The 20,569-nt window shown below is 69.1% G+C and carries 18 protein-coding genes; 7 read left to right on the top strand and 11 right to left on the bottom strand.

The annotated features are described in order from the left end of the window. Window positions 1-11: 11 nt before the first annotated feature. The 5 genes from QUY26_RS20435 to QUY26_RS20415 all read right to left on the bottom strand — a co-directional run bounded on the left by QUY26_RS20435 (window position 12) and on the right by QUY26_RS20415 (window position 5,042). On the bottom strand, window positions 12-1,715 hold the full coding sequence (locus tag QUY26_RS20435; protein ID WP_289948732.1) for an ATP-binding protein: 1,704 nt from the start codon (window positions 1,713-1,715) through the stop codon (window positions 12-14). Further along, on the bottom strand, window positions 1,712-2,458 hold the full coding sequence (locus QUY26_RS20430) for a response regulator transcription factor (protein WP_289948730.1): 747 nt from the start codon (window positions 2,456-2,458) through the stop codon (window positions 1,712-1,714). The genes QUY26_RS20435 and QUY26_RS20430 overlap by 4 nt, the downstream gene beginning before the upstream one ends. A gap of 103 nt (window positions 2,459-2,561) precedes the next feature. Beyond that, a complete protein-coding gene (locus QUY26_RS20425) occupies window positions 2,562-3,464 on the bottom strand; it encodes an amidohydrolase family protein (RefSeq protein WP_289955865.1) in 903 nt (300 codons plus the stop codon). A 55-nt stretch (window positions 3,465-3,519) separates the two neighbouring features. Beyond that, window positions 3,520-3,906, bottom strand: coding sequence for an antibiotic biosynthesis monooxygenase family protein (locus QUY26_RS20420; protein ID WP_289948728.1), 387 nt, complete (start codon window positions 3,904-3,906; stop codon window positions 3,520-3,522). 119 nt (window positions 3,907-4,025) lie between these two features. Then, on the bottom strand, window positions 4,026-5,042 hold the full coding sequence (locus QUY26_RS20415; RefSeq protein WP_289948726.1) for a DUF2797 domain-containing protein: 1,017 nt from the start codon (window positions 5,040-5,042) through the stop codon (window positions 4,026-4,028). A 215-nt stretch (window positions 5,043-5,257) separates the two neighbouring features. Here QUY26_RS20415 and QUY26_RS20410 point away from each other — a divergent pair, with 215 nt between their 5' ends. From QUY26_RS20410 to QUY26_RS20395, 4 genes are all read left to right on the top strand, one after another. Continuing rightward, window positions 5,258-6,088, top strand: coding sequence for an MOSC domain-containing protein (locus tag QUY26_RS20410; RefSeq protein WP_289948725.1), 831 nt, complete (start codon window positions 5,258-5,260; stop codon window positions 6,086-6,088). A 203-nt stretch (window positions 6,089-6,291) separates the two neighbouring features. Next, complete coding sequence (locus QUY26_RS20405) at window positions 6,292-6,891, top strand: CatB-related O-acetyltransferase (protein WP_289955863.1); 600 nt, start codon at window positions 6,292-6,294, stop codon at window positions 6,889-6,891. Window positions 6,892-7,108: 217 nt separating this feature from the next. Beyond that, window positions 7,109-8,056: an RNA polymerase sigma factor SigJ gene (gene sigJ, locus QUY26_RS20400; RefSeq protein ID WP_289948721.1), complete on the top strand. Its 948-nt coding sequence runs from the start codon at window positions 7,109-7,111 to the stop codon at window positions 8,054-8,056. Window positions 8,057-8,243: 187 nt separating this feature from the next. Then, window positions 8,244-9,488, top strand: coding sequence for an FAD-dependent oxidoreductase (locus tag QUY26_RS20395; RefSeq protein WP_289955861.1), 1,245 nt, complete (start codon window positions 8,244-8,246; stop codon window positions 9,486-9,488). A gap of 248 nt (window positions 9,489-9,736) precedes the next feature. Here the strand turns inward: QUY26_RS20395 and QUY26_RS20390 are convergent, their stop codons facing one another. The 6 genes from QUY26_RS20390 to QUY26_RS20365 form a co-directional block, all read right to left on the bottom strand. Next, the gene (locus QUY26_RS20390; RefSeq protein ID WP_289948719.1) at window positions 9,737-10,387 is read right to left on the bottom strand and encodes a HEPN domain-containing protein; all 651 of its coding nucleotides are present in this window, start codon (window positions 10,385-10,387) and stop codon (window positions 9,737-9,739) included. A 73-nt stretch (window positions 10,388-10,460) separates the two neighbouring features. Continuing rightward, on the bottom strand, window positions 10,461-12,020 hold the full coding sequence (locus tag QUY26_RS20385) for a type I restriction-modification system subunit M (protein ID WP_289948717.1): 1,560 nt from the start codon (window positions 12,018-12,020) through the stop codon (window positions 10,461-10,463). Continuing rightward, on the bottom strand, window positions 12,017-13,438 hold the full coding sequence (locus tag QUY26_RS20380; RefSeq protein ID WP_289948714.1) for a restriction endonuclease subunit S: 1,422 nt from the start codon (window positions 13,436-13,438) through the stop codon (window positions 12,017-12,019). The genes QUY26_RS20385 and QUY26_RS20380 overlap by 4 nt, the downstream gene beginning before the upstream one ends. 5 nt (window positions 13,439-13,443) lie before the next feature. Then, on the bottom strand, window positions 13,444-17,007 hold the full coding sequence (locus QUY26_RS20375; protein WP_289948712.1) for a type I restriction endonuclease subunit R: 3,564 nt from the start codon (window positions 17,005-17,007) through the stop codon (window positions 13,444-13,446). A 100-nt stretch (window positions 17,008-17,107) separates the two neighbouring features. Next, complete coding sequence (locus tag QUY26_RS20370) at window positions 17,108-17,578, bottom strand: NUDIX domain-containing protein (protein WP_175512619.1); 471 nt, start codon at window positions 17,576-17,578, stop codon at window positions 17,108-17,110. Between the two features lie 2 nt (window positions 17,579-17,580). Continuing rightward, window positions 17,581-18,324, bottom strand: coding sequence for an XRE family transcriptional regulator (locus tag QUY26_RS20365; RefSeq protein ID WP_289948708.1), 744 nt, complete (start codon window positions 18,322-18,324; stop codon window positions 17,581-17,583). A gap of 107 nt (window positions 18,325-18,431) precedes the next feature. Between QUY26_RS20365 and QUY26_RS20360 the strand changes: the two genes are divergently transcribed. From QUY26_RS20360 to QUY26_RS20350, 3 genes are all read left to right on the top strand, one after another. Next, window positions 18,432-18,674 (top strand): hypothetical protein, encoded by a 243-nt coding sequence (locus QUY26_RS20360; RefSeq protein ID WP_289955859.1) that lies wholly within the window; start codon window positions 18,432-18,434, stop codon window positions 18,672-18,674. A gap of 245 nt (window positions 18,675-18,919) precedes the next feature. Further along, the gene (locus tag QUY26_RS20355) at window positions 18,920-19,363 is read left to right on the top strand and encodes a hypothetical protein (protein WP_289948706.1); all 444 of its coding nucleotides are present in this window, start codon (window positions 18,920-18,922) and stop codon (window positions 19,361-19,363) included. Between the two features lie 136 nt (window positions 19,364-19,499). Beyond that, entirely contained in the window at window positions 19,500-20,270 is a 771-nt protein-coding gene (locus QUY26_RS20350) for a protein kinase domain-containing protein (protein WP_289955858.1), read from the top strand. Window positions 20,271-20,569 lie beyond the last annotated feature (299 nt).

Raw genomic sequence — 20,569 nt, 5'->3', positions numbered from 1 at the left:
CAAGTGCGCTGTCAGGGCGGTGTGGTGAGCCTGTGGCCCGTCTGTGAGTACGTCGGCGTCCCGCCGTTCCCGTAGGTGGGCGTCCCGCCCTTCTCATACGTGGGCGTCCCGTCGTTCCCGTACGCGGGCGTCCCGTCGTTCCCGTACGGCGACGGCTCGCCCGCCTCGTCGTACGCGGGCAGGTGGACGGTGAACACCGTGCTGCCGGGCTCGCTCGTCACCGCCACGGCGCCGTCGTGCGCGGCGACGACGGCCTGCACGATCGCGAGGCCGAGGCCGGTCGAGCCGTGGGCGCGCGAGCGGGAGCTGTCACCGCGCGCGAACCGTTCGAAGACGTGCGGGAGCAGGTCGGGCGGGATGCCGGGCCCGTCGTCGGCGACGTCGAGGCGGACCCAGGGGCCGTGCCGGTGCAGCCGGGCGGTGACGGTGGTGCCCGGTGGGGTGTGGGTGCGGGCGTTGGCCAGGAGGTTCACCAGGACCTGCTGGACGCGGGCCGGGTCGGCGAGGACGAGCGCGGGGTCGTCGGGCAGGTCGAGGCGCCAGTTGTGGTCCGGGCCCGCGGCGCGGGCGTCGCTGAGGACGTCGACGACCATGGGGGAGAGGTCGGTGGGCTCGCGGGTCAGAGGTCCGGGGCCCGCCGTGCCGGACCTGCCGCGCTCCACGTCCAGGCGGGCGAGCAGCAGCAGGTCCTCGACCAGGCCGGTCATCCGCGCGGCCTCGGACTCGATGCGGCCGAGGGCGTGACGGGTGTCGGGGCCGGTCTCCTCCCGCCCCCTGCGGGTCAGTTCGGCGTACCCGCGGATGGAGGCCAGCGGCGTGCGCAGCTCGTGGCTCGCGTCGGCGACGAACTGGCGCACCCGGGTCTCGCTGCGCTGGCGCGCGTGCAGCGCCGAGTGGACGTGGTCGAGCATGCGGTTGAGCGCGGCGCCGACCTGGCCGACCTCGGTGCGGGCGTCGGCCTCGGCGTCGGGGACGCGTTCGTGCAGGGCCACTTCGCCGCTGTGCAGGGGGAGTTCGGAGACGCGGGTCGCGGTGGCGGCGACGCGGCGCAGCGGGCGCAGCGCCACGCCGACCGTCGCGGCGCCCGCGAGGGAGGCCGCGACGAGGCCCGCGGCGGTGACGCTGACCTCGGTGACGACGAGCGTGTTGAGGGTGTTGGTGACCTTGGCGGTGGGCAGGCCGACCAGATAGTCCCCGAAGCGGCCACTGGTGTACTCGACGCGGTACTCGCCGAGTTCGGGTACGTCCACGGTGTGCGGCTCGCCGTCGCGTGCCACCTTCGCGAGGGCGTCGAGCTGGGCACCGTCGAGGGTCCTGGCGACGGATTCGGGGGAGTTGCTCGACACGTCGGGCTCGGTGCTGACAGCGCCCTCGGTGAGGGTGCCGTCCTCGCCCACGACGGCGCCGACGGTGCCGATCTCCTGCGGGCCCTTGGTGACGAACCGGAGCGGCCCGCCGCCGGGCCCGCCGTCACGGTGGTCCGGCGGATTCCCGGCGTCCGCGGTGTTCTCGGGGGGTCCCGACGCACGCATCGAGACCTGCCGGAGGGCACCGTCCACCTGCTCGTACAGATGCGACCGCAGCGCGATCGTCGTGACCGTGCCGATCACCGCGCACACGACGGCGATCAGCGCGACGGCGGAGACGACGAGGCGGGTGCGGAGGGTACGGGGCTTGCGGGTGCGCGCGGGGCGTGAGCCGTGCGGGAGCTTCACGCCGCCAGAACGGCGGGCTTGATCAGATACCCGGCGCCCCGCCGCGTGTGGATCATCGGCTCCCGTCCGGCGTCGATCTTCCGGCGCAGATACGAGATGTACAGCTCGACGACGTTGGCCTGCCCCCCGAAGTCGTAGCTCCACACCCGGTCGAGGATCTGCGCCTTGCTGAGCACGCGCCGCGGATTGCGCATGAGGTAGCGCAGCAGCTCGAACTCGGTGGCGGTGAGGTGGATGGAGTCGCCGCCGCGCGTCACCTCGTGGCTGTCCTCGTCGAGGGTCAGGTCGCCCACGGCGAGCACGGACTCACCGCGCCGGCCGGACGCGCCGGAGCGCCGGATGAGCCCGCGCAGGCGCGCGACGACCTCTTCGAGGCTGAACGGCTTGGTCACGTAGTCGTCGCCACCGGCGGTGAGCCCGGCGATCCGGTCCTGGACGGCGTCCTTCGCCGTCAGGAAGAGGACCGGCACGTCGGGCAGCTCCCGGCGCAGCCGCCCGAGCACGGCGAGGCCGTCCATGTCCGGCAGCATCATGTCGAGCACGACGACGTCCGGCCGGAAGCTCCGCGCGGCCCGCACCGCACCGGCGCCGTCCCCGGCGCTGCGGATCTCCCAGCCCTCGTAGCGCAGCGCCATGGAGAGCAGTTCGGTGAGCGACACCTCGTCGTCCACGACGAGTACGCGGACGCGGCTCCCGTCCGGCCTGAGCAGTTCGGTACGCCCCTGGGGCGAGGTCGTGGTCATGACCTCAGCGTGGGCGGGGGCCGTGAGAAGGGGCTTTCGGCTGCCTGTGAATTCCCTGAGAAAACGCGGCGCCGTGCTGAACCGGGCTCTCCCGCGCCCCGCCTCACCGCAGCCCGAACAGCCTCGCCCCGTTCCCGTGGCACACCGCCCGCAGCCAGTCGTCGCCGAGCCCGAGCCGCTCCAGCGCGTCGAGCTGGTGGACGTACCCGTAGGGGATGTTGGGGAAGTCCGTCCCGAGCAGGATCCTCCCGCCGAGCCCGAGGTCCGCGAGCCGCCCGAACTCCTCGCGCGGGAACGGCGTCGTCGCCTCGCTGAAGTCCGTGAACGCCATCGTCGTGTCGAGCCGCACCCCCTCGTACCGCTCGGCCAGGTCCAGGAAGTCCGCGTACTCCGGCATCCCCATGTGCGCCACCACGAGCGGCAGCCGCGGATGCCGCGCGAGCAGCCGCCCCACCGGCTCGGGCCCGGTGTGCTTGCCGGGCGCGGGGCCCGAGCCGCAGTGCATCACCACCGGGATCCCGGCCTCCGCGAGCAGCCCCCACGCCGGGTCGAGCAGCGCGTCGTTCGGGTCGTACGCCCCCACCTGCACATGCGACTTGAACACCCGCGCCCCGGCCTCGACGGCCTCGCGCACATAGCGCTCGGCGTCCGGCTCCGGGAACAGCGTCGCCGTGTGCAGACAGTCCGGCGTCCGCGCGGCGAACTCCGCGGCCCAGCCGTTGAGCCACTCCGCCATGCCCGCCTTGTGCGGGTACAGCATCGACGTGAACGCCCGCACCCCGAACCCGCGCAGCACCGCGAGCCGCCGCTCCTCGTCGTGCCGGTACGTGATCGGCCACCGCACGCCCGTGAGCGGCCCGACCGCGTCGAAGTAGTCCCACACCTTGCTGAGGACCCGCTCCGGCATGAAGTGCGTGTGTACGTCGACGAGTCCCGGGAGCCCCAGCCGCTCCCAGAACGCGGTGACCCGCTCGGCCTCGGCCCGCCCGGCCTCCGCCTCAGGCAGCCCGGCCTCAGCCCCGGCCGCCCCGGCAGCCCCGGCAGCCCCGGCAGCCCCGGCCTCAGCCAAGGCCGTAGCTCCGCTCGACCTTGGCCACGTGCACGACGTAGTCCTCGTACCACTCCTTGCGGCCCCGCGCCCGCGCCTCGCGGTGCTCGGGGTCGCCCCGCCAGGCCGCGATGGCCTCCTCGTCGCGGAAGTAGCCGACGGTGATGCCGAGTCCGCCCGGCGTCCGCGCGGAGTCCATCCCGAGGTACCCGGGCACGGCTTTCACCCGCTCGTCCATCCGGTCGGCCGTCGCCCCGTAGTCGTTGTCCCCCGGGGTGCGCAGGGAGGTGAACACGACGGCGTAGTACGGGGGCTCGAAGGGAGGGGTGGGGCTGTTGGGGGTGGGGCTGTTGGGGGCGAAGGTGTCGGCGGCCGCAGCACCAAGCTCTTGATCACTCATGACGCCCACGTTCCGTCGTCCGCCGAGTCCGTGTCCACCCCTCCGGCCCCGTCATTGCCGAACGGGCGGCAGGTCTTTGCCTTCCGGTCTCCAAAGGCCCTCCCCTCGGAACAACCCGCTCAGAACAAACCGCCCTGCACCACAGGCATCCCCCGCACCGGAACCGTCACCCCCGACCACGGGGATTCCCCGGAACCCCTCGGCCCCCTCGGCCCCCTCAAACCCCTTGGCTCCCCCGCCCCTCTTTGCTCTCCAGCCCCTCTTGGCTCCCTCACGCCTCTTGGCTCCCCCGAACCCCTTGGCTCCTCCAGCCCGACCAGCCGCCACCCGCTCATCAGCCGACTGTCGATCACCACCCCCTGATCACTCGCTCCCACGGCCACATACAGGTCGGGCCCGGCGGCAGCGACCAGCTCCCCCGCCACGACCCCGCCGTCCGCCAGCTCGTCCACGACCAGCCCCGCCGCGCCGAACCCGCCGATCGCGTCGAGCCCGAACGCCTCACCGTGGTCCACGACGGCGCACGGCAGCCGCTCCAACGACTCGGGCCACCCGCCGAGCGCCCCCGCCTTCCGGTGCAGCTCCGCCAACTCCCCGGCCCGCTCGTCCACTCCGGGCAGCCGCGCCCGCAGGACCCGCTTGCGCTCGTACGGAATCCGGTCCGGCACGCCGAGCGCGGTCCGCAGCAGCTCCTCCGTCCGGCGCGCGGCCATCAGCGGCCCCCGCCCGAGCCAGGTGTAGGCCACCGCACCCTGTTCGAGCAGTCGCGCGCCGCCTCGCGCGACCCCCGTGATGCCCACCTTGACCAGGCCGGGCCCGAACCACGCCACGTACACGTGGTACGGCCGCGGGTCGTCGGCGAACGTGTCCGCCGCGACCGAGTGCGCCCGGTCGACGCGCGCGCACTCCTCGCACTGCGCCCGCGTGACCCGCCCCGGCACCGCCGCGCCCACCGGACAGGCCGTCCACCGTCCGCCCCGCCACACCCCGAGGCAGCGCCGCCCGCCCCGCACCCGGAAGGCCACCGCGCCCCCGAACACCAGCGGACTCTCGCGCTCGCCGCGCCCCGGCGCGTACCACCCGAGGACGGGCCCGCCACCGACCCACCACCGCACCCCCGCACACCACCACGTCATACGAGAAGCATGCGGCACCCCACTGACAACGCCCCTGACCACGCCCTCCACGGAACGGTCAAGTCCGCCTGTTCCAGGCCCACGTACGGCATTTTCGGACCGGTCCCTGCGTTCCCCAAGAGCACCGTCCGCACCACAACCGGAAACCGAGAGACCCTAGAGAGACCCGAGAGACCCGAGAGAAGCCGAGAGAAGCCGAGAGAAAGGGCCGACGCATGGCTGTCGTCGCCGAGCTGTCGTACTACCCCGTCAAGGGCTGCGCCGGGACACCGGCGAGCGAGGCCGTCCTGACCCCGGCGGGCCTGGCGCACGACCGCAGCTTCATGGTCGTCAGCGAGGAGGGGGTGTACCGCACGCAGCGGCGGGACCCGAGGCTCGCCCTGATCCGCCCCTCCGTAGACACGGACGGCGCCCTCCTGACGCTCCGGGCCCCGGGCCACGACGACGTCCGAGTGGACGTCGACACGACCGGCCCGCGCCGGGACGTGGACCTCTTCGGGGCCGCGTACACAGGGATCGACCAGGGGGACGCGGTGGCGGCGTGGCTGTCGGACGTCCTGGGCGCCGCGAGCCGACTCGTCCGCGTACCGCCGGAGCACCACCGCGTGACCGACGGCCGGATCCCTGGCACCTCGGGCTACGCCGACAGCAGCGCGCTGCACCTCATCTCCCGCTCCACCGTGGACCTGTTGAACGAGAAGATCGTCGAGCGGGGCGCCGAGCTGCTTCCCATGGACCGCTTCCGCCCCAACGTCGTCGTCACGGGCTGGGACGAGCCGCACACCGAGGACCGCGCCCACCACCTCACGATCGGCACCGCTGAACTGGGCTACACGAAACCGGCCATACGCTGCGCCGTCACCCTCGTCGACCAGGACGCGGGCCGCCGCGCGGGCCCGGAGCCCCTGCGCACCCTCGCCTCGTACCGCCGCGCGCCCCAGGGCGGAGTGGCCCTCGGCACGAAGTACGCGATCCTGACCCCCGGCAAGATCTCCGTGGGCGACGAGGTGACCGTGGACACGTGGGGCGCCCCCGAAGTCCCCTGAGCCGGGAACCTCCTGGGCCCGGCGGCACTCGGGAAGAAGCCCTCATGCGGCCCTCTCCGAAGCAGGCCCCCGGGCAGAAATGGGTGGACCGCGGACGAGCCCGTCCACGACCCTGCGACGACCACCTGCACAACCGCACACCGAGGAGCAGCCCGCCCGTGCCACCTCTCCCCCTCACCCCCGACCCGAACGTCCTGCATCCGATGCCGGACCAGCCGCGTGTGGTGCTCCTCCGCCCCCTGATCACCTCGCCGTTGATCGAGGCGGGCGAGTTCTCGTACTACGACGACCCGGACGACGCCACGGCCTTCGAGACCCGGAACGTGCTCTACCACTACGGCCCGGAGAAGCTGGTCATCGGGAAGTTCTGCGCGCTCGGCGAGGGCGTGCGGTTCATCATGAACGGCGCCAACCACCGCATGGACGGCCCCTCCACCTTCCCGTTCCCGATCATGGGCGGTCCCTGGTCCGAGCACTTCGACCTGATCAGCGGCCTGCCCGGCCGCGGCGACACGGTCATCGGCCATGACGTCTGGTTCGGCTACCGCACGACGGTGATGCCGGGCGTCCGCATCGGCCACGGCGCGGTCATCGCCTCCGGCTCGGTCGTGGTCGAGGACGTACCCGACTACGGCATCGTCGGCGGCAATCCGGCCAAGCTCATCCGCCGCCGCTACGACGACGATGACGTGGCCCGTCTCCTCGAACTCGCCTGGTGGGACTGGCCCCTCGACCACCTCACCGCCCACGTCCGCACCATCATGTCCGGCTCGGTCGACGCGCTGGAGGCGGTGGCTCCCTGACCCGGCCCAGGTGGTGGCTCCTGACCCGACCGCGGCGACCGGGACGGCACCTGCACGCGACCGGAGCCGCCCCGGCTGCCGGAGCCGCCGCGGCTGCCACAGCCGGATCCGCCGCTACTGCCACAGCCGGAGCCGCCGCTACTGCCGCAGCCGGAGCCGCCCTTGCTGCCGCGACCGGGACTGACCCTGCCGGCGCCACCGGACTAGGATCCGGGCCATGGCCCTCTTGACCACGGACGACGTCGACCGGTTCGAGGCTTCCAGGCCCCGCCTGGAGGCCATCGCCTACCGCCTCCTCGGCTCCGCGAGCGAGGCCGAGGACGCCGTGCAGGACACCTTCCTGCGCTGGCAGGCCGCCGACGTCGACCGCGTCGAGGTCCCCGAGGCCTGGCTGACGAAGGTCCTCACCAACCTCTGCCTCAACCAGCTGACCTCGGCCCGCGCGCGCCGCGAGACCTACGTGGGCGAGTGGCTCCCCGAGCCCCTGCTCGCCGGCGACCCGATGCTGGGCCCGGCCGACACCGCCGAACAGCGCGAATCCGTCTCGTACGCGGTCCTCACCGTCCTCGAACGCCTCTCCCCCAACGAGCGGGCGGTGTACGTGCTGCGGGAGGCCTTCGCGTACCCGCACCGCGAGATCGCCGAGATCCTCGACATCACCGACGCCGCCAGCCAGCAGCTCTTCCACCGCGCCAAGCAGCGGGTCGCGGACGGCAAGGCCCGCACCGACATCGACGAGACGGCCGCCCGGCGCATCGTCGAGGAGTTCCTCGCGGCCGCGACCAGCGGAAACACCGACCAGCTCGTGCGGATGCTCACCGACGACGCCATCGCCATCGGCGACGGCGGGGGCAAGATCCCGGCCCGCGCGAAGCCGTTCGAAGGCGCGGTCGCGGTCGCGAAGTTCATGTGGGGCCTGTTCAAGCCCGGCAAGGCCAAGCGGGACTTCGCCGGCGGCACGGCCGGGGTGTACGCGACGACGGCCAACGGCGGACCCGCCGCCGTGGCGGTCGTCGACGGCCGGGTCGTCGGCATCCTGTGCCTGGAGGTCACCCCCGAGGGCATCACGGCGTTCCGCAACCAGGTCAACCCGGACAAGCTGGTCCGCGCGACCGAGCGATGGGCGACAGAGGACCACGGAAACCCCCTGTTCAACGCCTTCTGAGCCCTCCGGCCCCGCCCGCGCGCCCCCACCCTCACCACCACTGCACCCCACCCCGGACACCCCCGCGCACCCCATGTGACGCGCCTCACATCACACCCCTGTCAGAAAACGCCGGGCCATCCGGTTCAAGGGGCGAACACCGCGAGAGAGCCGACGCCGCGGAAGAGCCGAGACAGGGAGCATGACCATGCAGCAGCACCGCATCATCGTCCTCGGAGCCGGATACGCCGGAGCCTCCGCCGCCGGACGCCTCGCCAGGCGGCTGCGCCGCGAGGACGTCGCCATCACCCTCGTCAACGCCGAGCCCGACTTCGTCGAGCGCGTCCGCATGCACCAGCTCGCGGTCGGCCAGGACCTCAAGCCCCGGCCGTTCAGCGAGATGTTCGCGGGCACCGGCGTCGCGTTGAAGCTCGCGAAGGTGACCTCGGTCGACGTCGACCGCAAGACGGTGACCGTCACGGAGACGACACCGCCCGGGGAGACCGAAGCCCCGGAGGGGGCGCCGAACGGAGCGCCCGAGGAGACCCTGGAGTACGACACCCTCGTCTACGCCCTCGGCAGCGGCTGGAACAGCCAAGGAGTCCCCGGCACCGCCGAGTTCGCCGACCAGATCGCGAGCCGCCCGGGCGCGCTGCGGCTGCGCGAGCGCCTGGCCCGGCTGGAGGCGGGACAGCCCGTGGTCGTGGTCGGCGGCGGCCTGACCGGCCTGGAGGCCGCGACCGAGATCGCCGAGGCCCGCCCGGACCTCGACGTCGCCCTCACCGCCCGCGGCGCCCTCGGCGAGTGGCTCTCCCCCAAGGGCCGCGCCCACGTGCGCAAGGTCTTCGCCGGGCTCGGCATCACCGCGCACGAACACGCCGCCGTCACCCGCGTCGAGGCCGACCACGTCACGACCGCGGACGGCGCGTCCGTCCCGGCGGCCGTCACCGTGTGGACCGCCGGCTTCGCGGTCCACCCGATCGCGCGGGCCACCACTCTGAAGGTCACCGACACCGGCCAGATCATGGTCGACAGGACCATGCGCTCGCTCTCGCACCCGGACGTGTACGCCGTCGGCGACGCGGCGATGGCGATGGGCCCGGGCGACAAGCCGCTGCGCATGTCGTGCGCCACGGGCGCCCCCATGGCCTGGCAGGCCGCCGACGCGATCGCGGCCCGCCTGACCGGCGGCAAGATCTCAAAGACCCCGCTCCGCTACTTCAACCAGTGCGTCTCACTGGGCCGCAAGGAGGGCCTGATCCAGTACGTCACGGCCGACGACCGCGCCGTCAAGGCAGCCCTGACGGGCCGGTTCGCCGCCACGTACAAGGAACTGGTCTGCAAGAGCGCGGCCTGGGCCGTCGCCAACCCGACCCTCGGCCTCCCGAACCGCCGCCGCCCCGTCGTGGCCGCACGCCCCCAGGCCGTGACGCCCACCGAGGCACCGGCTTGAGCGACCGCACGACAAAGGCCCCGCGGAGTGATCCGCAGGGCCTTCGTCCAACTGTGCACTCGGCAGGATTCGAACCTGCAACCTTCTGATCCGTAGGATCGGGCACCCCGCCCTGGGGAGTGCCAGCGGCCTCCTGCTCCGATCGCTCAGCTTGGCGATCATGCGCCTCAGTGTGCCGTCGTTGCCGTCAGAACTGCCGTCAACTCCGAACGGTGACCTCGTCGCAATGAAGGGCCTGAGAGGTCTACTCATCCCAGCACAGTGGCGATGGCGAGGGCGATTCGCTCGATCCAGTCGATCGCGTCGGTCACGTCAGCGTCGGAGATGGGGCGGCGACGCTTGAGGTCGCCGTCCAGCAGGTCCGCGTCGTGGGCGATCCTGTTGCGACGATCGGTGATCGAGTTGTATTTCTGCTTCAGGGTCTGCGCGTTCATGGACGTACGGCCGTGGTTCCACTCGTTGAGTTGAACGGCCGCCTTGGCCCAAATATCCTCTTCCGTCACCAGCTTCAGCGCCTCGCTGATCTTGCGAGGATTCTGCAGCGCCGCGTTGCCCCACTTCGCCTTGGCGTGCTCGGAGACGGCGTCGGCGAGTGTCGTCGTACCGCGCCGGACTTCCTCCACCTTGACCAGAGGCAACTCGAACTTCGTCAACTGGTAGGGCATCCCGGGGCTGTCTGCGGCGGCCAGCTCCGCGACGCGCCGGTAGAGCTCCTCGTGGAACCAATGGTCGATAGCGCTGACAGCCTGGACCCAGGCAGCCCGATAAAAGTCGCCGATGTCGATGACAGGGGACTGGAAGGCAGCCAGACTCTGACCCGCCACGATCATTTTCCGGGCGTACTCCAGGTTGGTCAGGAAGGCCCGGAACTCGCGTGTCTGCGGCTGTGCGGCTGGCATGGAACTCCCCCGTCTCGCTGGTCTGGGAATTTAGGATTCCGGCGGGACGAGGGAGGGGCAACCCAGTTACGGTTCAGCCGCTCTCAGTTGGCTCAATCGCGTCGGTGTCGGCCGAGATCTCACCGCCGAGGGCCTCCGCGATGGCCGCGAACTCACTCAGCGCGGCCTGCAAGTCCTCGACGATCTCCTGGGCAATCACCTCGGGCGGCAGCAGGCTGTCGGCATCGTCGAGAGCCGGGTCCTTCATCCACGTGATGTCGAGATTCACCTTGTCGCGGGCGATGAGCTCGTCGTAGTCGAAGGATTTGAAACGCTCGGACTCCACCCGCTCGCTGCGCGGCTTGCCTGGCAGGTACGCCTCGACGAACTCGTCCAGAGCCGCACGGGTCAGGGGGTGTTGTTTGAGGGTGAAGTGCTTGGCGGTGCGGAAGTCGTAGACCCAGAGCTTTGAGGTGTTGTGGGCGTTCCCGCTGCGGGGCGGCTTCTTCTCGAAGAACACGACATTGGCCTTGACGCCGCCCGCGTAGAAGATGCCAGTGGGCAGGCGCAGGATCGTGTGCAGGTCGAACTCGTCGAGCAGGCGTCGGCGGACCTTCTCGCCCGCGCCGCCTTCGAAGAGCACGTTGTCCGGCAGCACCACGGCCGCTCGGCCGTTCATCTCCAGCAGCGACATGATGTGCTGGAGGAAGTTGAGCTGCTTGTTGGTGGTGGTGGCGCGGAAGTCGTCTCGCTCGTATGAGATGTCTTCCTTCTCGGCCTTGCCGTCCGTTCCGACAATCGTGATCGCGGATTTCTTGCCGAAGGGCGGGTTGGCGAGTACGAGTGACGCATGGCGGTCAGGCTTGTCGGCGAGGGCGTCGCCCACGGTGATGAGTGACTTGCCGTCGGCGTCACCGATGCCGTGCAGCAGCATGTTCATGGCTGCCAGGCGGGCCGTGCCGGTGACCAGTTCGTTGCCCCAGATCTTGCCGGACCCGAGTTCAAGACGCTGTTCCCGTGACAGGTGCTGCATGTGGTGCTTGCGGATGTAGCTGTGCGCCGCGATCAGAAAGCCTCCGGTCCCGCAGGCGGGGTCGGTGATCGTGTCCTCGGGTCTCGGCTGCATTACGTCGACCATGGCGTCGATGAGCGCGCGGGGCGTGAAGTACTGGCCAGCACCCGTCTTGGTGTCCTCGGCACCCTTGGCGAGCAAGCCCTCGTAAGCATCGCCCTTGAGGTCCGTCCCCTGGATCGTCCAGTCCTCCTTGCCGATCAGATCGATGACAAGCTTTTCAAGGAGGGCGGGCTCTGTAATTCGGTTCTGGGACTTGGCGAAGATCGTGCCTAGGGTGGTCCCGGGATTCTTCGCGAGCTCTTCGAGGGTCTTGCGGTAGTGGACTTCCAGGTCGATGCCCTTGAGACGGGCGAGGGACTGCCAATCGTACTCGGTGGGTACGACGGCCTTGGCTTCCTGCTCCGTGAAGGGGTCGGAGGCGATCTCGTCGGCCATCTTGAGAAAGAGCAGGTACGAGAGTTGCTCGACGTATTCGATGGTGGAAAGGCCGTTGTCCCGGAGGACATTGCAGTAGTTCCAGAGCTTGGCGACCAGGGCGTTGGTCTGTGCGTGCGCCAGGGCGGGGGATGCGGGGGTCACAGCGGAAGCTCCTGCTGAACGGCGTTGGCGGGGGAGGAGGATGTTGTAGATGCGGGGGGCGGGGGCGGTGCGTCTGCGGTGACCGTCTTGCGAGGGCGGCGGACGGCCCGCTTGGGCTTGTCGTCCTGGGCCTCGCGCTTGGTGCGGATGCGTCCGAGGGGGACGGAAGCGGGCTCGTCGGCGGGGTCCTGGGGGACGAGCTGACCACTGAAGGCACGATGCAAGAGGGCGTTACGTAGGTGCAGGCTGCGAATGCTTGCCCGCTCGATTCCTCCTTGCAACATTCCTATGGCTTCCGCAGCGGCTTGGTACTGCCGAACTCTGCGCTGTTGTTCTTCGACGCTGGGGAGTACGAGGGGCACGCTCTTAAGCTCTCGTCCCGAGATACCTGCTTGGCCGGCAGTCGTCTTGACGCGCTGACGAATGTATTGACGTGCTGCTCCGGCAGAACAGGCTAGGGCAGCGTATTCTGGCAATACCACCTGACGGTCCACGACGACGCGAATCAGTTTGTCGGGATAGGTGAGCGATCCTGTGGCATCAGGGACTACGGCGCATGCACCCACATACTCGGGGTTTCCGTTGTAGCGAGTGAAGAGAAGGTCGCCGGCGTTAAGGAGGGACCCTGACAATTCCTCCGAGTTGTCCTGTAGGCCTGTGTAGCGGATATCGGTTGTATCCAGCCTCAAAGGGCGAACAGCGCCGATTCGGAGGATGGGGACCCCGATTGGTTCGCTACCGGGACGAGAAATGAAAATGCCGTTCTTTACGACACTTGCCACTGCGCCCAATGTTGTCGTGTGTGCAGTTGTGGCATCTATTGCCACTGCGACTGAAGCGAGACGCTGCAGCAATTTGGCCGAGCGGCGGGCGCTCACGGTCAAGCTGGATTGCGCCACATCAAGGCGAGAGATGTGGCCCTCGATGGCCTCGACGATTCGGTGCTGCTCAGCGAGCGGTGGCACGGGGATTGGCCACGCCTTTAGGATTGTCTGGCTGATGTTTGGCTGCGCCCCACCCTTCCCGGCCTTACGGAGGACGTCACGCTGGGACCGTAGATACCAGAACATGAACCGCTTGTCGATGAGCGCTTTATGTGGGGTTGCAAACGCCACTGCTTGATTGGTGGTGAGCGGTCGCCCGGTGACGGCCAGCTTGCCAATCGTGGCACCGTACATGGCGATAAGAACGGAGCCCTCAGGTACCCATTTCGCCGAGCTCGAGTCCAGTCCCTCAGTCGTGATGGTCGACGTTGTTGAGTAGATTGGCTCGTCGTTCAGATCACCGCTGACAACCCATGGGATATCTCCGCCATAAAATTGGGTGACGCCGCTCTTGGGCGTTCCTCCACTGCCCCAACTGGCAATATCCCCAAGGGTAGCCCAAACCCACCCCTTCGGAAGCTCTGCGTCACTCAACCCGCTCAAGCCAACTCTCGATTCAGCTCACTCAACAACGACCGAACATCCCGCCCCGGAAACGCGTGGGCGAATCCCCGTCCTCCGCCCTTCCCCTTGAAGGGCTCGGCGTTGAACTCCGCCGCGCTGATGCCGACGTCGCTCGCCACCACGTCCCGTATGGACCGCAACCACCACAGCTGCTCCTCCGAGAAGTCCGCCCCTGCCTGCTGCTGCTTGAGCAGCCATCCTTCAAAGCGCTCCTCCACCGTCTCACGGTAGGGCCGCAGTTCCTCGTCCACCCCGAGCTCGTACCGAATGAGCGAGATCAGGTCAGGGACACCCGCTTCCCGACCGCCGTCGGAGTGGACCGCCGCACCCAGGTCCTCGTAGTACGTCCACAGCACCTGTGGCGTCCAGGCGAACTGCGGGCGGCGGATCTCCAGTGCCAGTTCCTTCAGCCCGGCGTACGCCTCCGCAGGGGAAACCGACCGGGGGCTCGTCAGGGCAATGCTGACCGCCGCGATGCGATCACGCTCGTCTTTCAGAAGTCGGCTCCAGCGGCCAACCTCCTCCCGGGCCCGCTCCTCGCGTGGGATCTCGTCGAGGTCCGTCACCTCGACGGCCGTGAACTCGTCGAAGAGGTAGTCCTTGTCCCGCCGGATCTCGATGATGTGGCGTCGCAGATCGGGATAATCCGTCAGCGGTGCGATCGCGTCCTCCACGAGCCGCCTGGCCGCCGCCTGGCCACCCTCTTCCAGCGCACGCTCCTGCCGGTCCGGGTCCACTGCCTTCACGATGGCGCCCGCGATCTCCGACAGGGTGCGGCCACCCGAGGCCCGCGTCAGTTGCTCGCGTTCCTCGTCCGTCAGCTGCTGGTTAAGCCGGGCCAGTCGTCCCGCTAGGATCTCGGCCTCACCAGTACTGATTGATTTTGTACCGGCCTTGTCCAGCAGCTTCGCCAGCGAAACCTGCCGCTCACCCGCCGGCACCAGCGGCTTGGCGTCCACCAGTGGAGAGTCCGTCACGCCGACCGCGTCGACGAGTACGAACCTGTCCTTGCGGACCGAGGCGTCCGCGTCCGGGGTTACCTCCTGGAGCTCGGTCGCGTCGATGGTGCGGGCGCCGCGGCCCTTCATCTGCTCGAAGAGGACGGCGCTGCGCACCTCGCGCAGGAAGATCACGCACTCCAGGGCCTTCACGTCCGTACCGGTCGCGATCATGTCTACGGTGACGGCGACACGCATCCGGGGCGAGGTCCGCAGGGCACGGATCAGTTCGTCTGGGTCCTCGCCAGCCTGACGACTCTTGTACGTGATCTTCTTCGCGAAGTCGTCGCCGCGCCCGAAGACTTCCTTGACCTGGGCGAGGACGTCTTCCGCATGGTCCTCGCCGACCGCGAAGATGAGGGTCTTCGGCAGCTCGGTCCGGCCGGGGAACCAGCGCCGCCAGTTGTCCCGGTACGCGGTGAGCACCGCCCGGATCTCGTCCACCGTCACCACTGAGCGGCCGATCTGCCCGGTCGTGTAGGTGAAGTCGTCTTCCAGTTCCTGGTAGCGCTGCCGCCGCGTCTTGCGGTCCTTAACCCGCACCGTCGTGCCCGACTCGATGGTCGCGGCGCCCTTCTCGCGCAGGTCGGTGCGCATCCGTACGACGTCGAAGTCGACGTTCACCCCGTCCGCGACGGCCTGCGGATAGGTGTACTCGGAGACCAGGTTGCGTCCGAAGAAGCCGAGGGTCTGGAGTGTGGGAGTGGCGGTCAGACCAACCAGGTGTGCGTCGAAGTACTCCAGCACGCCCCGCCACAGGCCGTAGATCGAGCGGTGACACTCGTCCACGATGATCAGGTCGAAGGACTCGATTGGAACCTTCGGGTTGTAGGAGACCTCAATAGGCAGATCCGTCGCGTACGTGTCCTCGTACGCCGTGCTGTCCGATGCCTCGTCCGCCTGCTCGTCATCGACGAGGGTCTCCCCGCGCAGCAGCGAGTACATCTTCTGGATCGTGCAGATGACTACCGACGAGGTGTCCTGGAGGCCCGCCGCCCCGAGCCGGTCGACGTTGTAGATGTCCGACAGCTTGCGGCCATCGTCTGGTGTCGTGAACTTGCGGAACTCGTCGTACGCCTGCCTGCCCAGGTTGTTCCGGTCGACAAGAAACAAGACCCGGCGCGCTTTGGCGTGCTTGAGCAGCCGGTAGGTCTGTGCCACGGCGGTGAAGGTCTTGCCGGCGCCCGTCGCCATCTGGATCAGTGCCCGCGACCGGTCCTCTCCTAGGGACTTCTCCAGGCCGCTGATGGCGTCGATCTGTGCGAGACGCAGGCCGTTCGGCTCCAGCACGGGCAGTCGGCGTAGGGCAGCCCGGAACGTCGGGACGGCCGGTGTCTCGTCGGCGCGGCGCATCCAGGCGGCCACCGTCTCGGGGCGGTGGAAGGAGAACACCTCTCGGGAGCGGGCGTCGGGATCGAGGCGGTTGATGAAATAGGTCTCGGTGCCGGTCGTCGCGTAGCGGAACGCGAACGGCTCCGCCTCCCGCCAGACGGCGAGCCGGTGCTCCTTGAGGACGCCAGCCGCATACCGGTCGTTCTGCTCCACGGCGCTGGAGAGGTGGTCGCCCTCCCGCTTGGCCTCGATCACACCGACGATCCTGCCGTCGACATACAGGACGTAGTCCGCGCGGCCGGTGGCCAGCGTGAACTCACGTACAGCCACGCCCTGGTTCCCTCCCGGGTTGACCTGGTCGCGGTCCTGGACGACCCATCCGGCCGCGTGCAGCATTTCGTCGATCGCTTCGCGGGCCTGCACCTCGTTGAGTGCGGCGGGCCGCTGGGCACGGTGGATGATCGCTTCGCGCCGCTTGGCGTCGACCGTGCGCGGCTCCCTGCGAGCGGCCTCGTACTTCGTCTGCTGGTCGGCGCGCAGCTCTTCGATTTGCGTGCTCAACTGCTCGACCCGTGCGAGCAGTTCGCTCTTGTTGGCGTCGGCGCTGGCGATCAGATTCTCGGCCTCGGCCCGCGCCCTACGCTCGGCTTCCAGCGCGTCGCCGGCCTCGGCGAGCCGCATGCGGGCCTGCGTGAGCGCCTGGCGGTGGCCGTCGAGGGCCTCGCGCAGCTCGGCCAGCTCGGCCGGGTCCGTGATCTGAGCGCTGTCACCGGGGTCCGTGGGCGGCACGAACTCGGCGACGGTCCGCCGGCCGTCGATGGCATCGTGGAACCAGAGGCCGAGCCGGTAGCAGATCCGCACGGCGGCCAGAGCCCGCGCCGTGTCGAAGAGGTGGCTGTGGGCGGCCTTGTTCCGGTCGCGGCGCAGCCGGTCGAAGTCGTCGCGAATCTCCGGAACGAGGACTCCGGCCCTGGTCAGAGCGGTCAGCCGGTCGATCTGCCGGTCGCCCTCGATCCGCATCCCGATACGGGCGACCAGTTCCTCGGCGAGGACCTCGCCGAACTGGCCTGCCTGGACCAGGGAGGAGTTGGGGTTCGTGAACACGGTCGCTTCGGCGGAAGCCCCGTACAGGGAGAGCAGCGGCTGGTGCTGATACAGCACCCCGAAGTTGGGTGAGCCCTTCGCGAAGTCGCGAAGCCGGTCGTCCATGCTGCCCTACCCCCGATATCCCGCCTCACTAAGGTGGCTCCAGCTTACGCAGGGGCATGTGGGGAGGGCCGAATATCGTCGGAGATCCACACCTACGAGGTCAGCCGAGATAGGGCTGCTCTCGGTGCTCCAGGAAGTGACGGATCCGGAGCCGCTGTGTGTGGTGCATCGGTAGCTGATCGATTTCCTCCGGCTGAACGAACCGCAGCTCCGTGGACTCGTCCGAGATCGCGAGCCGGCCCCCGACCACGCGGGCGGTGAAGCAGACGTTGAACTGCCTACGCACCTCACCGTCCGAGTAGGCGATGATGTGGCGAGGGTCTGTGTACGTGCCCACGAGCCCGGTGATCTCTACGTCCAGTCCGGTTTCTTCCTTCACCTCGCGGACGGCCGTTCCTGGGAGTGAGTCCGTCATCTCCATGCCGCCACCTGGCAGCGCCCACAGATCGTTATCCCTGCGGCGCTGAAGGAGTACGCGCCCTTCGTCGTCGGTGACCACGGCGGACGCGGCGACCACCAGGCTGTTCGGCTCCGGTGCCGCTGGGTCGTCGTAGTACTCGGTCCGTGCCATGGTCACCCTTCTCGTACCGGCGTCGCGGTTTCCCACACCGCATCGAAGCTGCTGGCGTAGGTGTCGAACATGCCACCCTTCCCGCTGCGGCGGAGATGCCAGACGGGAGCGCCGTAGGCGTTCACGCCCCAGACATGAGCATTGACCAGTGCTTGGTCATCCGCACGATAGATCGAGTTGTAGAGCGTGGTGGCATGGGTGCGCACCTCGATGCCAGGTACCCCGGCAAGCGGGCGGTAGTGCATGAGGGCGAGTCGGCAACGGGACTCGATCCCGTGGCCGAACCTCTCCTCCGCACCGCGCTGTTGGACGTTCGTACTGTCCGGGTCGCCGATCGCGATACGGACCGCGCACCCGGCGTCCGCTCGCTCTCGCAACAAGTCGTTGAGCCGCGGGTACGCCTCGTGCAGGAAGACGGCGGCGTACACCAGCACGTCGATGTGCTCGCGCGCCTGGGTCAGCACGTCCACGAAGGTGGACACGGGGATGTCCGCCCGCTGGTCGTAGAGAGCCACAAGTTCCGGACTGACAGCGCGGGCAGGGCGTGCCTGCCGGAGCGCGGGCCATAGAGCGTGCACGTCTTCTCCTAGAATTTCCGCTGCCAGCATGGCCGTGGCCCGGCGCGGCGTACGCCCCAGATTGACCCATCGTTCAACGGACTTGGGGTCGACTTCGACCTTGTCCGCAAGGGCGGCGTAAGTCCAGCCGCCGGCCGCCATGGCAGCACGTAACCTCTCGTTCGGCATCCCAATCTCTCCTAACAGTCGGGGACGGCACTAGGGACGTTCTACCCGATGCGGGACGTCCCGAAGTGGGGTTTGTCGGAGGTTCCGACGTCCTGATGAGCGGCAGGATGCTCGTCCGCATGGCGAGCAACCAGCAGACCAGACCAGGCATCGGTGAACTGGCAAAGGACACTGCCAGTGGACGTATCGGCGTCGTCATGGGCGAGGTCGGCGCCCGGGTGCAGATAAGGCCCGTCGGTGGCGGCGTCGAGTGGGATGCCCTGCCGAACAACGTGGTGGCCCCGACCGCGCGGGAAGATCTGAGCGCCCGCCTGGCCATCAAGAACGGCAACAGCCGGGACGGCCTGTGATCCGCGCCATCGGCCGGTACGCGGGAGTCCTGTTCATCATCACGATCAGCGGATCGTGTGGCCTGGTGATCGGCATGGCCCTCGGCACCAGCCAGTAGACCGGCCGCCCCGAACGGGGTGCCACCTTCCCTGGCTCCCCCTTCCCCGTTCGGGTCGGCCTTCCATCCCCCGGTCGCCATAGGCCGTGCCTCGGCGACCGATGCGAGCGCAAGTTCCACACACAGCGACACTCGAGGAGTATCCGCATGACGGCAACGGCCAACGACCAGAAGACCGGTCGCGCGGTGGCTGGTGAGGAGCTGTTCGACAGCCTCACCCACTTCGTGATCGTCCACGACGGGCAGTCCCGCGAACGGGCCGGGCGGATCGCGGACCAGGCGGTGGCCTTCCTGGTCACCGCCGCGACCGCGACCGTCCCCATGGTCCCGTCCGACGACGTGGACCTCGGTCTGCACGCGCTCATCCTGCACACGAAGGAGTACGCCGCGCTCTGCGACCGGTACGCCGGCCGCTTCCTCCACCACAACCCCATGCCGGGCGGAAGCCCCCGAGACCCGAAGAAGGTCGCCGCGTCCGCACACGCGATGAAGGCGGCCGGATTCATGGTCTTCGACGACCTCTGGACCGTAGACGGCACGAACCTCGCGCAGTGCGACGCGGACTGCGGCCGTCCGTACGGTCAGGCGTAGCGACACGACACCAGCGGCGCGGCCGACCTCGATGCGGGGTCGGCTGCGCCGCCCGGAAGGAGAACAGACGTTGTCCGGGACACCCCCTGAACTGCCGATCGTCGTGCTCGATGCACTGATGCCCTAGGCTCAGCGCCTGGTCGTCAATCGTCGGGGCTCAAGGGTCTGGGAGGTCGAGAGCCATCGCGGGCAGTACGCGGTGAAGGTCGGTTATCCGATCGCAGCTACGGCCGACTGGCCCGCCCAGCCCTGGACGGCGCTCGCCCCCGCGCGCGAGGGAGCCGTGCTGTACCGACTCGGCGTCGATGACTGCGCGTACGGCGAATGGGAGTTGGGCACCTGGAACTTCCAGCCGTGGCACGAAGGGCCCGACCTGTACGAGCTGTGGAAGCCCTGTCGTGAGCCGGGCTCTCGTACGAAGCCTCATACCAGCGCGGCCCTCGGCTGCGTAGAGGCGCTGGCCGAGCTACATGGCAAGGGCTGGGCCCACGGCGACGTGCAGCCCGCACACTTCATCATCGGCCCGGATCGCACGCACCTCATCGACCTGGCCTTGGCACGGGGTGGACACGTCCCCGAGGGGTACGACTTCCCGTTCCGCGGCTGCCTCGTCCACTACGAGGCGCCGGAGATCGCGCGCAGCGTGCTTGCGACCGGAGAGGCGCAGCCTACGCAGGAAGCGGACATCTATGCGCTCGGCGCGTCCCTGCTCATTTCCGCCACAGGCTGGCGGGCCGTCGAGTACCCGGACGACGTACCGCGCCCCGAGCAGAGACAAGCCGTCGCGAGTGGCAAACGCCGGCCGGTGAAGGTGCACGGCGAGCTGGGCGAACTGATCGACGCCATGCTCAGTCCGGCTCCCGAGGACAGGCCCACGATCTACGAGGTCGGTAAGGCCCTGAGCTGAGCCGTAGACCCACAAGCAGAAGACCGGACCACCCCTCCGCCTGGACAGCATTCAGGGTGGCCCCGTCGCGGAATCCCTGATCAGGACCCCGGTGCCGATGGTACCGGGGCGGTTGGCGTGCTCGTATGCGGGTGCTGCTGGAACCCCGGTCCCTCGTTGTCGAGTTAGAGAGGAGTTCTGACCTGAGCCACCGAAAGTCAGCCACGACGGCGGGTGCGCCGAACGAGCACCCGTCACGTGTGTTTCCAGCAACCACCCGCCGGCCTCAGCCACGCTTCTTCGATGCGTCACGGTCCTCG

Source organism: Streptomyces flavofungini (assembly GCF_030388665.1).
Taxonomy (GTDB): Bacteria; Actinomycetota; Actinomycetes; order Streptomycetales; family Streptomycetaceae; genus Streptomyces; species Streptomyces flavofungini_A.
Note: the sequence above shows the minus strand (reverse complement) of the source record. Positions and strands in the feature narration are given on the sequence as shown.

Excerpts from the sequence above, each read along its gene's own strand:
- QUY26_RS20375 (WP_289948712.1), bottom strand. The coding sequence starts at position 17,007 with ATGGACGACCGGCTTCGCGACTTCGCGAAGGGCTCACCCAACTTCGGG.
- QUY26_RS20390 (WP_289948719.1), bottom strand. The coding sequence starts at position 10,387 with ATGCCAGCCGCACAGCCGCAGACACGCGAGTTCCGGGCCTTCCTGACC.
- QUY26_RS20365 (WP_289948708.1), bottom strand. The coding sequence starts at position 18,324 with ATGCCGAACGAGAGGTTACGTGCTGCCATGGCGGCCGGCGGCTGGACT.
- sigJ (WP_289948721.1), top strand. The coding sequence starts at position 7,109 with ATGGCCCTCTTGACCACGGACGACGTCGACCGGTTCGAGGCTTCCAGG.
- QUY26_RS20360 (WP_289955859.1), top strand. The coding sequence starts at position 18,432 with ATGCTCGTCCGCATGGCGAGCAACCAGCAGACCAGACCAGGCATCGGT.
- QUY26_RS20420 (WP_289948728.1), bottom strand. The coding sequence starts at position 3,906 with ATGAGTGATCAAGAGCTTGGTGCTGCGGCCGCCGACACCTTCGCCCCC.
- QUY26_RS20410 (WP_289948725.1), top strand. The coding sequence starts at position 5,258 with ATGGCTGTCGTCGCCGAGCTGTCGTACTACCCCGTCAAGGGCTGCGCC.
- QUY26_RS20405 (WP_289955863.1), top strand. The coding sequence starts at position 6,292 with ATGCCGGACCAGCCGCGTGTGGTGCTCCTCCGCCCCCTGATCACCTCG.
- QUY26_RS20395 (WP_289955861.1), top strand. The coding sequence starts at position 8,244 with ATGCAGCAGCACCGCATCATCGTCCTCGGAGCCGGATACGCCGGAGCC.
- QUY26_RS20355 (WP_289948706.1), top strand. The coding sequence starts at position 18,920 with ATGACGGCAACGGCCAACGACCAGAAGACCGGTCGCGCGGTGGCTGGT.
- QUY26_RS20415 (WP_289948726.1), bottom strand. The coding sequence starts at position 5,042 with ATGACGTGGTGGTGTGCGGGGGTGCGGTGGTGGGTCGGTGGCGGGCCC.
- QUY26_RS20430 (WP_289948730.1), bottom strand. The coding sequence starts at position 2,458 with ATGACCACGACCTCGCCCCAGGGGCGTACCGAACTGCTCAGGCCGGAC.
- QUY26_RS20370 (WP_175512619.1), bottom strand. The coding sequence starts at position 17,578 with ATGGCACGGACCGAGTACTACGACGACCCAGCGGCACCGGAGCCGAAC.